The sequence below is a fragment of the Xanthomonas sp. NCPPB 1754 genome, from assembly GCF_041475725.2.
Lineage (GTDB): Bacteria > Pseudomonadota > Gammaproteobacteria > Xanthomonadales > Xanthomonadaceae > Xanthomonas > Xanthomonas euvesicatoria.
This window is the reverse complement of sequence record NZ_CM192982.1, coordinates 1,553,351-1,567,753: the sequence shown is the minus strand read 5'-3', so window position 1 is coordinate 1,567,753 and position 14,403 is coordinate 1,553,351. Positions and strand designations below refer to the sequence as shown.

General features: G+C 66.5%; 15 protein-coding genes. 14 read left to right on the top strand and 1 reads right to left on the bottom strand.

Going from position 1 to position 14,403, the window contains the following annotated elements:
* Positions 1-63 precede the first annotated feature (63 nt).
* The 14 genes from metG to ACCQ15_RS06880 all read left to right on the top strand — a co-directional run bounded on the left by metG (position 64) and on the right by ACCQ15_RS06880 (position 13,892).
* Positions 64-2,148 (top strand): methionine--tRNA ligase, encoded by a 2,085-nt coding sequence (gene metG, locus ACCQ15_RS06945; RefSeq protein WP_372381364.1) that lies wholly within the window; start codon positions 64-66, stop codon positions 2,146-2,148.
* A 366-nt stretch (positions 2,149-2,514) separates the two neighbouring features.
* Positions 2,515-3,105: an HAD family hydrolase gene (locus tag ACCQ15_RS06940; RefSeq protein ID WP_008578249.1), complete on the top strand. Its 591-nt coding sequence runs from the start codon at positions 2,515-2,517 to the stop codon at positions 3,103-3,105.
* Between the two features lies 1 nt (position 3,106).
* Positions 3,107-3,535: an Rnf electron transport complex subunit RnfB gene (gene rnfB, locus ACCQ15_RS06935; RefSeq protein ID WP_008578248.1), complete on the top strand. Its 429-nt coding sequence runs from the start codon at positions 3,107-3,109 to the stop codon at positions 3,533-3,535.
* Between the two features lie 609 nt (positions 3,536-4,144).
* Positions 4,145-4,933 carry a hypothetical protein gene (locus ACCQ15_RS06930; RefSeq protein WP_033479578.1) on the top strand — a complete coding sequence of 263 codons (789 nt, stop codon included), beginning with the start codon at positions 4,145-4,147 and terminating at the stop codon, positions 4,931-4,933.
* 85 nt (positions 4,934-5,018) lie between these two features.
* Positions 5,019-5,387, top strand: coding sequence for a hypothetical protein (locus ACCQ15_RS06925; protein WP_008578245.1), 369 nt, complete (start codon positions 5,019-5,021; stop codon positions 5,385-5,387).
* A gap of 58 nt (positions 5,388-5,445) precedes the next feature.
* Positions 5,446-6,009, top strand: a complete 564-nt coding sequence (locus tag ACCQ15_RS06920) for a sigma-70 family RNA polymerase sigma factor (RefSeq protein ID WP_008578244.1) — start codon at positions 5,446-5,448, stop codon at positions 6,007-6,009.
* A complete protein-coding gene (locus ACCQ15_RS06915) occupies positions 6,006-6,839 on the top strand; it encodes an anti-sigma factor (protein ID WP_372381363.1) in 834 nt (277 codons plus the stop codon). Before ACCQ15_RS06920 ends, ACCQ15_RS06915 begins: the two co-directional genes overlap by 4 nt.
* Before the next feature lie 222 nt (positions 6,840-7,061).
* Entirely contained in the window at positions 7,062-8,060 is a 999-nt protein-coding gene (locus tag ACCQ15_RS06910) for an acyl-CoA desaturase (protein WP_372381362.1), read from the top strand.
* Complete coding sequence (locus ACCQ15_RS06905; RefSeq protein WP_057680919.1) at positions 8,057-9,307, top strand: NAD(P)/FAD-dependent oxidoreductase; 1,251 nt, start codon at positions 8,057-8,059, stop codon at positions 9,305-9,307. Before ACCQ15_RS06910 ends, ACCQ15_RS06905 begins: the two co-directional genes overlap by 4 nt.
* A complete protein-coding gene (locus ACCQ15_RS06900) occupies positions 9,307-10,191 on the top strand; it encodes a DUF1365 domain-containing protein (RefSeq protein ID WP_008578240.1) in 885 nt (294 codons plus the stop codon). Before ACCQ15_RS06905 ends, ACCQ15_RS06900 begins: the two co-directional genes overlap by 1 nt.
* On the top strand, positions 10,188-11,483 hold the full coding sequence (locus ACCQ15_RS06895; protein ID WP_008578239.1) for an SAM-dependent methyltransferase: 1,296 nt from the start codon (positions 10,188-10,190) through the stop codon (positions 11,481-11,483). Before ACCQ15_RS06900 ends, ACCQ15_RS06895 begins: the two co-directional genes overlap by 4 nt.
* Positions 11,480-12,025 (top strand): DUF2878 domain-containing protein, encoded by a 546-nt coding sequence (locus ACCQ15_RS06890; RefSeq protein ID WP_008578238.1) that lies wholly within the window; start codon positions 11,480-11,482, stop codon positions 12,023-12,025. The genes ACCQ15_RS06895 and ACCQ15_RS06890 overlap by 4 nt, the downstream gene beginning before the upstream one ends.
* The gene (locus ACCQ15_RS06885) at positions 12,022-12,804 is read left to right on the top strand and encodes a DUF1295 domain-containing protein (protein ID WP_372381361.1); all 783 of its coding nucleotides are present in this window, start codon (positions 12,022-12,024) and stop codon (positions 12,802-12,804) included. The genes ACCQ15_RS06890 and ACCQ15_RS06885 overlap by 4 nt, the downstream gene beginning before the upstream one ends.
* Before the next feature lie 17 nt (positions 12,805-12,821).
* The gene (locus ACCQ15_RS06880; protein ID WP_372165619.1) at positions 12,822-13,892 is read left to right on the top strand and encodes an SAM-dependent methyltransferase; all 1,071 of its coding nucleotides are present in this window, start codon (positions 12,822-12,824) and stop codon (positions 13,890-13,892) included.
* A 156-nt stretch (positions 13,893-14,048) separates the two neighbouring features.
* Here the strand turns inward: ACCQ15_RS06880 and ACCQ15_RS06875 are convergent, their stop codons facing one another.
* The gene (locus tag ACCQ15_RS06875) at positions 14,049-14,396 is read right to left on the bottom strand and encodes a RidA family protein (protein ID WP_008578235.1); all 348 of its coding nucleotides are present in this window, start codon (positions 14,394-14,396) and stop codon (positions 14,049-14,051) included.
* Between the last annotated feature and the right edge of the window lie 7 nt (positions 14,397-14,403).

The window sequence follows — 14,403 nt, the reverse complement described above, 5'->3', positions numbered from 1 at the left end:
CCAATCCCCAATCCCGGCTCACGACTAATGCGATAATCGCGCGTCCCCCGCATTACGCCCGCCATGACCCGCACCGCACTCGTCACTACTGCCCTGCCCTACGCCAACGGCCCGCTGCATCTTGGCCATCTGGTCGGCTACATCCAGGCCGATATCTGGGTGCGCGCGCGCCGGTTGCGCGGCGACAAGACCTGGTTCGTCTGTGCCGACGACACCCATGGCACGCCGATCATGCTGGCTGCAGAGAAGGCCGGGGTGACCCCGGAAACCTTCATCGCCAACATCCAGGCCAGCCACGAGCGCGATTTCGCCGCGTTCGGCGTGACCTTCGACCATTACGATTCGACCAATTCGCCGGTCAATCGCGAGCTCACCGAAGCCTTCTACGCCAAGCTGGAGGCCGCCGGCCACATCAGCCGCCGCTCGGTGGCGCAGTTCTACGATACGGCCAAGGGCATGTTCCTGCCGGACCGCTACATCAATGGCATCTGCCCCAACTGCGGCAGCCCCGACCAGTACGGCGACAACTGCGAAGTGTGCGGCGCCACCTATGCGCCCACCGAGCTGAAGGAACCGAAGTCGGTGATTTCAGGTGCCACCCCGGAACTGCGCGATTCGGAACACTTCTTCTTCGAAGTGGGCCACTTCGACGGCTTCCTGCGCGAGTGGCTTGCCGGCGATGTGGCGCTGCCCGGGGTCAAGGCCAAGCTCAAGGAATGGCTGGATGCCGAGGGCGGCCTGCGCGCCTGGGACATTTCGCGCGATGCGCCGTATTTCGGCTTCCAGATTCCCGGCCAGCCGGGCAAGTATTTCTACGTGTGGCTGGATGCGCCGATCGGCTACCTGTGCAGCTTCAAGACGCTGTGCGCGCAGATGGGCGAGGACTTCGCCTCGCATCTGGTGGCCGGCACCCAGACCGAGTTGCATCACTTCATCGGCAAGGACATCGTCAATTTCCACGGCCTGTTCTGGCCGGCGGTGCTGCACGGCACTGGCCACCGCGCGCCGACCCGCCTGCACGTCAATGGCTACCTGACGGTGGACGGCGCCAAGATGTCCAAGTCGCGCGGCACCTTCGTCATGGCGCGGACCTTCCTGGATGTGGGCCTTGAACCGGAAGCGCTGCGTTACTACTTCGCGGCCAAGTCTTCCGGCGGCGTGGACGACCTTGACCTCAACCTGGGCGATTTCATCGCGCGGGTGAATGCGGACCTGGTCGGCAAGTTCGTCAACCTGGCCAGCCGCTGCGCGGGCTTCATCGGCAAGCGCTTCGACGGCAAGCTGGCTGATGCGCTACCCGATGCCGCCCAGTACGACCGCTTCGTCGTCGCGCTGGCGCCGATCCGCGAGGCCTACGAGCGCAACGACGCGGCCAGCGCGATCCGCCAGACCATGGCGCTGGCCGACGAGGCCAACAAGTACATCGACGACACCAAGCCGTGGGTGATCGCCAAGCAGGACGGCGCCGATGCGCAGCTGCAGTCGGTCTGCACGCAGGGCCTGAACCTGTTCCGCATCCTGGTGGCCGCGCTCAAGCCGATCCTGCCGCGCACCTGCGCCGAAGCCGAAGCCTTCCTGTCGGCGCCGATGACCAGTTGGGAAGACGTGGTCCGCCCGCTGACAGCGCACACGATCCAGCCCTACACCGCCCTGTTTACCCGTATCGACCCCAAACTGATCGACGCCATGACCGACGCTTCCAAAGACACGATGGCCGCACCTGCGGCACCGGCTGCAACCACCAAGCCCGCACCGAGCAGGGCCGACGCAAAGCCTGCCGCCGTTGCCAATCCCGAATCCCAAAGCACCAATCCCGGCTTCATCGGCATGGATGACTTTGCCAAGCTCGACCTGCGCATCGGCAAGGTGCTGGTGTGCGAATTCGTGGAAGGCTCGGACAAGTTGCTGCGTTTCGAACTGGACGCCGGTGAACTGGGCAAGCGGCAGATCTTCTCCGGCATTCGCGCCAGCTACGGCGAGCCGGACGCACTGGTCGGCCGCAGCGTGGTGTTCATTGCCAACCTGGCCCCGCGCAAGATGCGTTTTGGCATCAGCGAAGGCATGATCTTGTCGGCCGGCTTCGACGGCGGCGCGCTGGCGCTGCTGGATGCCGACAGCGGCGCACAGCCGGGCATGCCGGTCAGGTGATGGGAATCGGGAATCGGGAATCGTAAAAGCGGAGTCTGCAAGGTTTGCTGATTGCGAGCTTGAGAATCGCCGCACCCGACATCCACACACCGATGTGAGCTTGAGAGGCTGGCAAAACATATTGGAAACATGAACTGATGAGGGATGCGCGAACAGCGCGCTCTCAAGCCCCTCTCCTGCGGGAGAGGGGTTGGGGTGAGGGTACGGGGCGAAGCTCTGGTGTGGTTGTCACTGCACGTGGCTTCGCTCGTACCCTCATCCGCCCCTGCGGGGCGCCTTCTCCCCCATGAAGGTGGACAATGTCCCGGTGGGAGAAGGGACATCCGGCACAGCTTCAACCAACTCCAATCCACCATCCACGCCCCAATGCACCTGGCCCTGTTCGACTTCGACCACACCATCACCACCTGCGACAGCTATGGCCGTTTCCTGCGCAAGGTGGCAACGCCGGCGCAGGTTGCCGCGGCCAGATGGCAGGCGGGGCCATGGGTACTGGGGTTCCGGATGGGCGTGGTGTCTGCCGCCGCACTGCGCGCGCGGGTGACGCGGCTGGTTTTCAGCGGCCGCTCGCTCGATGAGATGGACGCGCATGGCGCCGAGTACGCGCGCACCGCGCTGCCAGGCATGCTGCGCGGCGAGATGATGCAACGCATCGACTGGCATCAGGCGCAGGGACATGAAGTGGTGCTGGTGTCGGCATCGCTGGATCTGTATCTGCAACCGTGGTGTACCCAGCATGGGTTGTCGCTGATCTGCAATCGGCTGGAACACGCTGCAGGTGTACTGAGCGGGCGCTATGCCGACGGCGATTGCGGGCCGCACAAGGTCGCGCGGATTTGCAGTCAATACGACTTGCATCGGTACGACTGCGTGCACGCCTATGGCGACAGCCGCGAAGACAAACCGATGCTCGCGCTTGCGCAACAACGCTGGTATCGCGGGCATCTGCTGCACTGAAATGGCCGCGACGTCCGCCCCTGCACCCGATCTGGTCGAACGCCTCGACCGCCTGCTGCCGCAGACCCAATGCGGGCAATGCGGGTATGACGGCTGTCGTCCGTACGCGCAGGCGATGGCAGATGGCCAGGCGACGATCGATCACTGCCCGCCCGGCGGCGATGCCGGGGCACGCGCCTTGGCGCAGGTGCTGGGCGTGCCTGCACGTCCCTACGATCGCAGTCGCGGCGCACACAAACTGCCGCAGGTGGCCTGGATCGTGGAAGCCGACTGCATCGGCTGCACCAAGTGCATCCAGGCCTGCCCGGTGGATGCCATCGTCGGCGGCGCCAAGCATATGCACACGGTGATCGCACCGTTGTGTACCGGTTGCGAACTGTGTCTGCCGGCGTGCCCGGTGGATTGCATCGAGTTGCATCCGACCGGCTGAGGCGGCGGTCAGCGCGATACCGCGTCCAGTCGATGCCTGCATGCTCATGGATTGGCGCGCAGTCCAGCATGACCACCAGCTGCGAAAGGCAGATTTCGAACTGCGCGACAGGCAGGCGATGCCCCGATCGATCAGTGGCCTGCGCATGCAGGTTGGAAGGCCGGCACCAAGAACATCGACACCGCCGCAAGCGGGTTGGCATTGATCCGAATCTCCGGGTTACAACCGCGTTTGGCTGCGCGCCAGTCGCATGCGCATGCAAGCGTGTGCCACCGACATGTCGATGCGCCACGCTGCGGACCGGTGGCCGCGAGCCACCGCGGACTGCGCGACCTGATCGCGCTGCGCGCGCATGCGCCCACCGTTGGAAACGTTGCACCACGCGCGCGCCGTGGCATATGCCACCACGCTTGCCGTCACTCTCGCTCCCATGGCGGCAAGACCACCGGTTGCCACACGAGGCCGTGCCGCTGCAGCACCGTCGCTAACCACTCCCAAGTCAGCCACGCCAGCGCCCACCACCGCGCCGTCAGGAACGTCCTGACGCAGCCAGCGCATCCGTGCTGCGGCCGCGCCCGTATTGGTAGGCACCCCATCGAGGATCTGCCGATGCGTCCACTTGCCGCCACCCTCGCCGCGCTCACCGTCCGTTGCCGGCCGATTCGGCCGTTGTTGCTGCTGGTACTCGGCAGCCTGCCGCTCGGCGCAGGCGCGGTGACGCGGGTGGACGGCGATGCCTTCGATGGCGACAACGGCGCGTTGCGGTATCGCGAGTCGCACTGGTTGCTCGACGATGGCGGGCGGCTGGTGCTGTACCGCTGCCCGGACGGGCGGGCGTTTGCGCGCAAGCAGGTCGACGGCGGCGGCAGCTCGCCTGATTTCAGCCTGATCGATGGACGCGACGGATATCGCGAAGGCGTACGCCAACGCGACGGCGTCCGCGAAATGTACCAGCTCGCCCCGGGCAAACCCGAACGCCGCACCACGCTGCCGTCTGGCGGCGGCGCGCGGGTGATCGATGCCGGGTTCGACGCCTACCTGCGCGAGCAGTGGGACGCCATTGCGCGTGCGCCGCAACAGGTGGACTTCGTGCTGCCCAGCCTGCAGCGGCAGTTGGGCTTCCGGGTCGAACGCCTGGGCGATGCTGCCGGCCAGCGGCGCTTCCGCATCAGCCTGGATGCCTGGTACGGCGCGGCAGTGCCATCGCTGGAGGTGCGTTATTCGCTCGCCGACAAGCGGCTGCTCGAGTTCCGCGGGGTCGGCAATCTGCGCGATGCGAACGGCCGCTATCCGCGCGTGCGCATCGTCTTTCCGGACACCCCCGCGCGGGCGGCCAGTGCCGAGGAATTGCGCGACGCGCGCGAGCAACCGCTGGCCACCTCGTGCAGCGCCCCATGAAACACGCCCGCGCCATCTTCACGTCCGACCACGCGCGCTTGCGTACAACGGCCCGGGCACCCATTCCCCCTACAGGAGCACCGCCGTGGCAAAAGCCTATCTCTGGATCAATGCAGTGCTCTACGTCGTCCTGGCGGTGTGGTGCACGCTCTCTCCGGCCAAGACCGCAACGGCAGTGGGCTATACCCAGCTCTCGCCGGCCGGGCAATCGGAGTATCTGGTCATCTACGGCGGGCTGCAGCTGGGCATGGCGTTCCTGTTCGGCTACTTCGCCTGGATCGACCAAGCCCGCACCGGCCTGGTGGTCGCCCTGGCGTTCTATGTTCCCATCGTGCTGTTCCGCAGCGTCTCGCTCTCGCGCTTGTGGCCGGTCTCCGCACCCACTGTTGCGCTTGCCGGGGTGGAGATCCTGTTGTTGCTCGCCGCGGTGCTGCTGTGGTTCCAGCGCAAGTGAAAGACACGCTCGGCCCAGTCCGGTAGCATCGCCCCCACCTCACCCAACGCCCGACCGCATGAGTGCCATTCCTGGCCACGACGACGATGAGACCGGACGCCTGCTGACCGCCACCGCGGGCGGCGACCGGCATGCTTTCGAAGCGCTGTATCGGCAGACCTCCGCCAAGCTGTTCGGCGTGTGCCTGCGGATGATCCCGCAACGTGCCGAAGCCGAAGAGGTGCTGCAGGACGTGTTCACGCTGATCTGGCACAAGGCCGGGCAGTTCGACCCGAACCGCGCACGCGGGCTCACGTGGCTGGCGATGATCGCGCGCAACAAGGCCATCGACCATCTGCGCGCCAACGCGCCGCAGCGCCGCAACGTGGCGCTGGACGATGCCGGCGAACTGCGATCCAGCGATGCCTCGCCGCTGGATCGCACCGAGCGCGCCAGCACGCGCCGGCGCATCGATCACTGCCTGGCCGAACTGGAACCGCCACGCAGCGAGTTGATTCGCACGGCGTTCTTCGAAGGCATCACCTACGAAGAACTCGCCGCGCGCACCGATACGCCGATCGGCACGGTCAAGAGCTGGATCCGTCGGGGTCTGGCCAAACTCAAGGCATGTCTGGAACGATGAGTACGCCCTTTCCCATCGACCAGGAACCGCCACGCGACGTGCTGGCTGGCGAATACGTGCTTGGCCTGTTGAGCGCAGAAGAACGCCTGGCGGCCGAACAACGCATTGCCACCGACGGCCAGTTCGCCCAGGCAGTGCTGCAGTGGCAGGAACTGCTGGCGCCGCTGCTGGAGGAAATCGTGGCGCAGACGCCACCGGATCAGGTGTGGGTACGCGTACGCCAGGCGCTGGGCTTCGATACGCCCTTGCGCGCGGTGCCGTCTGCAGCGCCGGTCAGCACGACCGCGCCCGCGGCCCCGTTGTGGAACAACGTGCGGTTCTGGCGCTGGGCCAGCGTCGGCGGCCTGGCCACTGCCGCGGTCTGCGTGCTCGCCCTGCTCAACGTGCGCACGCCGCCGGCACCGGTGCAGCCGCCGTCAACCGGCGAAGTGGTGCAGACCCCGGTCACCCCGCCTGCGACCAATCCGCCTGTCGCGACCGGGATCGCCATGACCTCGACCCTGGCCACCGAAGACGGTCGCCCGGGTTATGTGGCCTTGATGGACGCCGACAAGCACACCATCACGGTGACGCCGCTGGACCGCACCGCCACCGCCGACAAGGTGCCGGAGCTGTGGCTGATCACCCCCGACGGCAAGGCGCATTCGATGGGCACCTTCGACGATCAACGTGCACGCCGTGCGCAGATTCCCGATCAGTTGATGCCCATGTTGAGCAACGAGGCCATTCTGGCCGTCACGCTGGAGCCGCCGGGTGGCGCGCCCGGTGGCGTTGCCACCGGCACCGTGGTGGCCAAGGGCGGCATCAGCACGCTGGCGATGGCTCCCTGATCCAGCGCGCCTAACCTCGCTTGCGTGCACTCGCAGGCGGGGCTCTCCAAAACAGCCTCATCCGCGCCGGACGTCCCTGGCGCGGGCAATGTGTGCGCAGCTGCGCGATTCATTCGCGACGCCAAGCGAACCCCACCCATGCGTGCGACGATCAAGCGGGCTGGTGCATCTGTTTGCCGGCAGCGTCCGTACTGGGTCACGACTACCTATGGAGAATCACGCGTGCCGAGCACTGGCCTGGACCCTCACGCCGCAGCGCCCCAGCCCGCCACCGCACCACCGCGTGGCGGCCTGGCCGCACGCGTCGGCAGTCTGCGTCGCTGGGTGGATTCGCAAGCCGACGAGCCCCTGGACGAAGCGCGTGCCGATCGCATCGACTGGCTACGTGCCGTGCCCTTCATCGCCCTGCACCTGACCTGCCTGGCGGTGTTCTGGGTCGGTGCATCCTGGTTCGCGGTGGGCATGGCAGTGGCGCTGTACGCGCTGCGCATGTTCGCACTCACCGGCTTTTATCACCGCTACTTCTCGCACCGCGCGTTCAAGACGTCGCGCGTACTGCAATTCGTCTTTGCCGCCATCGGGGCCACCTGCGTGCAGCGCGGGCCGTTGTGGTGGGCGGCGCATCATCGCAACCACCATCGGCATACCGACACCGGCCGCGATCCGCATTCGCCGGCGCAGCACGGCTTCTGGTGGAGCCATACCGGCTGGTTCCTGACCCCGCGCAATTTCCGCACCGACTGGGAAGTGATCCCCGACCTACGCCGTTTCGCCGAACTGCGCTTTCTGGACCGCTTCGACATCGTGATGCCGGTGCTGCTGGCGCTGGGGCTGTACCTGCTCGGCGACTGGCTGGCAGTGGCTGCGCCCGCGCTGAAGACCAGCGGTGCGCAGTTGCTGGTGTGGGGCTTTGTGATCTCCACCGTGGCGTTGTTCCATGCCACCTTCACCATCAACTCGCTGGCGCATCGTTTCGGCAGCCGGCGCTTCGACACCCGCGACGACAGCCGTAACAACTGGCTGCTGGCGTTGCTCACCTTCGGCGAAGGCTGGCACAACAATCACCATTTCTTTCCCGGCTCGGCGCGTCAGGGATTGCGATGGTGGGAATACGACGCGACCTGGTACGGACTCACCGCGATGTCGTGGGTGGGGCTGGTGTGGGACCTCAAGCCGATGCCGAAGCTGCTCACCCAGCGCGCCGAACGGGTGAAACGATGAACGAGGGCAGGATTGCCGTGGTCGGCAGCGGAATCGCCGGCCTCGGCGCGGCGTGGCTGTTGTCGCGGCGCTACGAGGTGACCCTATTCGAGGCAGCCGATTATCTGGGCGGGCATACGCACACGCACGACATCGAGCTGGAGGGGCAGCGTTACGCGGTGGACAGCGGCTTCATCGTGTTCAACCCGCAGCATTACCCGCTGCTCACGCGCATGTTCGCCGAGCTGGACGTGGCCGCGCAGCCGACCACGATGAGCTTTTCGGTCCACGACGCGCGCAGCGGGCTCGAATACAACGCCGGCACCTTGAACGGGTTGTTCTGCCAGCGCCGCAACCTGCTCAGCCCGCGCTTCTGGGGCATGCTGGCCGACCTGCGCCGCTTCTATCGCCAGGCACCGGCGGTGCTGCACAGCGACGAGCGTTTCAGCACGTTGGGCGCGTATCTGCAGCGGCACGGCTATTCGGATGCATTCCGCGACCAGCACCTGGTGCCGATGGCGTCCGCGCTGTGGTCCTCGCCTTCGCAGACCATTCTCGAATTTCCCATGGGCCAGTTGATCGGCTTCATGGCCAATCACCACATGCTGCAACTGAGCGGGCGCCCGCAGTGGCAGGTGGTGCGGGGCGGGTCCAACAGCTATGTGCGTGCGCTGCGGCGGCGCTGGCAGGTGATCGAGCGCCTGTCCACGCCGGTCCAGGCAATCCGCCGCACGCCCAATGGCGTGGTGCTGAAGGCCTCGCGTTGCGAGGAACATTTCGACCACGTGGTGCTGGCCTGCCATGCCGACGATGCGCTGGGTTTGCTCAGCGACGCCACGCCGGCCGAACGCCACATCCTCGGTGGCATCACCTACCAGGACAACGACACCGTGCTGCACACCGATGCCAGCGTGCTGCCGCGCGACCGGCGCGCCTGGGCAGCATGGAACGCGCACGTGCCGGCCGACCCGGATGCCGCCTGCACGGTGAGCTACTGGATGAACGCACTGCAGTCGATCGCGTCACCGCAGCCATTCATCGTCAGCCTCAATCGCAATCACGAGATCGACCCGGGCAAGGTGCTGCGGCGCATGCGCTATCGCCACCCGGTGCAGAACGCCGCAGCAGTGGCAGCACAAGCGCGCAAGGCCGAGATCCAGGGTGTGCAACACACCTGGTTCGCCGGGGCCGCATGGGGCTTCGGTTTCCACGAAGACGGCCTGCGCAGCGGCGTGGACGTCGCGCATGGCCTGGGAGTGCATTGGTGATGCAGTTGCTGCGCGACGCCCACCACGACGCGGTGCCGTTGCCCCCTGCCGAGGGCAGCGGCGCCGGTCGCGTGGAGGCGCCGTTGCGCAGCGCGATCTACACCGGCTGGGTGCGGCACCGGCGCTTCATGCCCAAGGCGCTGCACTTTCGCCATCGCCTGTTCCTGATGTACCTGGATCTGTCCGAGCTGGATCAGGTGTTCGCACGACGCTGGTTGTGGTCGGTGGGGCGCGCCAACCTGGCGCAGTTCCGGCGCAGCGACTATCTGGGCGATGCGCGCATTCCGCTGGACCAGGCCGTGCGCGACTGCGTGCAGACGCACACCGGCGAGCGCCCCGAGGGCGCGATCCGGCTGCTGACGCATCTGCGTTACTTCGGCCACGTGTTCAACCCGGTCAGCTTCTACTATTGCTTCGATCGCCACGACGGCCTGCGCTGGATCGTGGCCGAAATCACCAACACCCCCTGGCAGCAGCGCCACACCTACGTGCTGCCGGTCGCGCAGGCGCGCACGCATCGCGACGTGCATGCGTGGCGCTTCGACAAGCGCTTCCACGTTTCGCCGTTCATGGGCATGCAACACCGCTACGACTGGCGCTTCAGCGTGCCGGATGCGCAGTTGCGCGTGCACATGGATGTGCTGGACGCCGTTGGCGACGATGCTGGCGGTGCCCTCGACAACAGCGGCACGCGCCGCTTCGACGCCACCCTGGTACTGCAACGTCAACCGCTCACCGCGCGCAACCTGGCGCGCACGTTGCTGGCTTATCCGTTGATGACGGTGTGGGTGGTGATTGCCATCCACTGGCAGGCCTTGCGCCTGTGGCTGCGCGGCAACCCCGTCCACGACCACCCTCACCCGCCTGTGCGAGAACCCCGATGAACGCCACGTCCCTGCCCGATCATGCTGCGCCGCGCGCGGCCTCCTGGACGGACCGCCTGCTGCGCAAGCGCCTGCTGGCCACGCTTGGGCAATTGCGTGACGGGCAGCTGCAGCTGCATGAAGCCGGCACCGTCACCACGCTTGGCACGGCCACGGGCGCGCAGGCCTTGCAGATGCAGCTGCGCGTGATCGACCCCGGCTTTTATCGCCAGGCGGCGCTCAACGGCAGTGTCGGTGCAGGCGAGTCGTATATGGACGGGCAGTGGCAGTGCGACGACCTGGTGGCGTTGATGCGGCTGCTGCTGCGCAACCGCGAGCGGCTGGACGCGATGGAGACCGGCACCGCACGTCTGGGCGGCTGGGCCATGCGCAGCCTGCATGCGTTTGCGCGCAATACCCGCAGCGGCAGCCGGCGCAATATCGCCGCGCACTACGACCTGGGCAACCCGCTGTTCAAGCTGTTCCTGGATGAAAACCTGATGTACTCGTCGGCGATCTTTGTCGACGGCGAAGAGGCGCAGGGGGAGGCGGCACTGGAGCGCGCGGCGACCCGCAAGCTCGAACGCATCTGTCAGAAACTGCGCCTGGCGCCGCACCATCATGTGCTGGAGATCGGCACCGGCTGGGGCGGCTTTGCGCTGCACGCCGCACGCGAACACGGCTGCCGCGTCACCACCACCACCATTTCGCGCGAGCAGTTCGAACTGGCCAACCAACGCATCGCCGCGGCAGGCCTGAGCGATCGGGTGACGGTGCTGTTGCACGACTACCGCGACCTGGAAGGCCGCTTCGACCGCGTGGTCTCGATCGAGATGATCGAAGCCATCGGCCACCAGTATCTGGACACCTACTTCGCCAAGGTCGGCAGCCTGCTGGCCGACGATGGCGAAGCGCTGATCCAGGCCATCACCATCGAAGACCACCGCTACAAGCAGGCGCTGCACTCGGTGGACTTCATCAAACGGCACATCTTCCCGGGCAGCTTCATTCCTTCGGTTGCGGCGATGACCGGCGCGATCGCGCGCGCCAGCGATCTGCGCCTGTTCAATCTGGAAGACATCGGCCCGAGCTATGCGCTGACCTTGCGCGCGTGGCGCCAGCGCTTCATGGCGCAGTTGCCGCAGGTGCGTGCGCTGGGCTACGACGAGCGCTTCATCCGCATGTGGGAGTTCTATCTGGCCTATTGCGAGGCTGGCTTTCTGGAACGCTCGATCGGCGATGTGCATTTGTGGCTGAGCAAACCCGCTGCACGCCCGCCGCAGTTCGTGCCTGGCCTCACTGCCGGCGCATGAAGCAGCTCGGCAACTACCTCGGCCTGCAGGTGCTGTGGCTGGTCGCGGTCGGTTCCGCTGCGCATGCGCGCATCTGGCCGACGCTGCTGGCGCTGGCGGTCTTCGCGCTTTACCAGCTGTGGCCTTCGCGACGCGCGCCCGGCGACGTGCAGTTGATGGTGGCGGCCTTGTCGCTGGGATTGCTGCTGGACACCACGCTGGCAGCGGGCAATTGGGTGCGCTACGCCGCGCCGTGGCCGGGCAGCCTGCTGGCGCCGCCGTGGATCCTGGCGTTGTGGCTGGGCTTTGCGCTCACCCTCAACCATTCGCTGGCCACGGCAATGCAGCGGCCGTGGCTGGCGGTGCTGCTGGGCGCGATCTTCGGGCCGTTTTCGTACTGGCTGGCGCAACGCAGCTGGCACGCGGTGGAATTTCAATCGCCTTACCTGCATGCCGTGCTTGCCGTGGGCATCGGCTGGGGCGTGGCCTGCGGCGTGTTGTCGCTATATGCACGCCGGCTGGCGCGACCATTACCCGATGACCCCACTGGAGAACTGCAATGAATGCCTGGCCGCTGCTGCATGTGGGCGTGTTCGCAAGCGTGGTGATGGTGATCGGCTGGCTGTGGCAGCGTCGCAGCGGCAACGCCGGCCCGGTCGATGTGTTGTGGGCGGGCTGCCTGGCGGTGGCTGCGCCGTACTGTGCGTGGATGTCCGAGGGCGCACTGCTGCCGCGCATGCTGGTGGCGGTGCTCGGGGGCGTGTGGGGCGCGCGTCTGGCGCTGCACCTGGGCGTGCGCGTCTTCGGCGACCCGCATGAAGACGGCCGGTACCGCGCGTTGCGCGAACATTGGAACGGCAGCCAGAGCAAGTTCCTCGGTTTTTTCCTGGCACAGGCCGGGGTGGTGGTGCTGTTCGCGGTGCCGTTCCTGGCCGCGGCGAGCAACCCAAACGCGGAATGGAGCGCATGGACAGCCATCGCGATCGTCGTGTGGTTGATCGCGGTCGGTGGCGAGGCGTTGGCGGACCGGCAGTTGTCGGCGCACAAGGCCAACCCGGCCAATCGCGGCAAGACCTGTCGCGCCGGGCTGTGGCGTTATTCGCGCCACCCCAATTACTTTTTCGAGTTCGTGCACTGGTTCGCGTATCTGGCGCTGGCCGTCGGTGCCGGCCCGTGGCCGGTGGCGCTGTGCGCGCTCGGGCCGGTGGTGATGTTCGTGTTTCTGTATCGCTTCACCGGCATTCCTTACACCGAGCAGCAGGCGCTGCGCTCGCGTGGCGAGGACTATGCCCGGTACCAGCGCAGCACCAGCGCGTTCTTTCCGCTTCCCCCTTCGTCCTGATTTGCCTGGAGAGTTGCATGTCTACCGTTATCGTCCCGCCCTCCGCGCAGCCCGAAGAAGCCTTCTCCACGCGGCTCGCCGAATCCGGTGTGCTGCCCGATGCCGTCTTGCGCCACGGCATCCGTCGACTGTGCGCGCAGCGCCTGCGCGATGAGCGAGGCAACGATGCCGATGCCAACGGCGAGCGGCAGCGCGCCTTCATCGACAGCCTGCGGGCCAGTGCGATCGCGATCGAAACCGATGCGGCCAATCGCCAGCATTACGAATTGCCGCCGCAGTTCTTCACCCTGTGCCTGGGCCGCCGGCTCAAGTACAGCAGCTGCTACTGGGATGCCACCACGCCCAATCTGGATGCCGCCGAAGAACGCATGCTGGCGCTGTACGGCGAGCGCGCCGAACTGGCCGATGGTCAACGCATCCTGGAACTGGGCTGCGGCTGGGGCTCGTTGACCCTATGGATGGCCGAGCGCTATCCGAACGCCAGCATCACGGCGGTGTCCAACTCGCGCCCGCAGCGCGCACATATCCTGGAGCAGTGCCGCGTGCGCGGCCTGAGCAACGTGCAGGTGATCACTGCCGACGTCAACGCGCTGACCCTGCCACCGGGCGACTTCGATCGCGTGGTGTCAGTGGAAATGTTCGAGCACATGCGCAACTACCGCGACCTGCTCGCACGCGTCGCCAGCTGGCTGGCACCGGGCGGCAAGCTGTTCGTGCACATTTTTTGCCACCGCGACCTGGCCTACCCGTTCGAAGTGGCCGGCGAAGACAACTGGATGGGCCGGCATTTTTTCACCGGCGGGCTGATGCCGGCGGCCGATACCCTGCTGCACTTCCAGCAGGATGTGGTGATCGAACAACGTTGGCTGCTGTCGGGCGAGCATTACGAGAAGACCGCCAACGCCTGGCTGGAAAACCAGGACCGCCACCGCGACCAGATCATGCCGCTGTTGAAGCAGACCTACGGCGACGACGCGCAGCGTTGGTGGCAGCGCTGGCGGATGTTCTGGCTGGCCTGCGCGGAATTGTTCGGCTACGACCACGGCCGCGAGTGGGGCGTGGCGCATTACCGCTTCGTCAAACGTTGATTGCACCGCCGGCAGCCGTTGCGAACATGACTGCCGGCCACCATGCACCGCGCGTGCTTGCGCGCACTGCGACAACCGCGCAGCAGTCACCTGGTTGCGCTGAAGCGCTGCGTGCCATCGCGCGCACCGCTTCAAGCGCCGCACCCAGTGGCGCGATCAGCCCGCCGCAGCGGTCACCACGATTTCCACTTTCCACTCCGGCCGCGCCAACTTGGCTTCAACGGTGGCGCGGGCAGGCGTGAAGCCGTGCGGCACCCACTCGTCCCAGGCCTTGTTCATGCCATCGAAATCGGCGATGTCGGCGAGGAAGATCTCCGCACGCAGGATCTTGGTCTTGTCGCTGGCCGCCAGCGCCAGCAGCTTGTCGATCTCGCCCAGCACCTGGCGGGTCTGCCCGGTGATGTCCTGGCTGGTGTCCTCGGCAATCTGGCCGGCCAGGTAACACACGCCGGCATGGACGGTCATTTCGGACATACGCGGACCCGCATCGAATCGCTGCAGCATTTCAGGC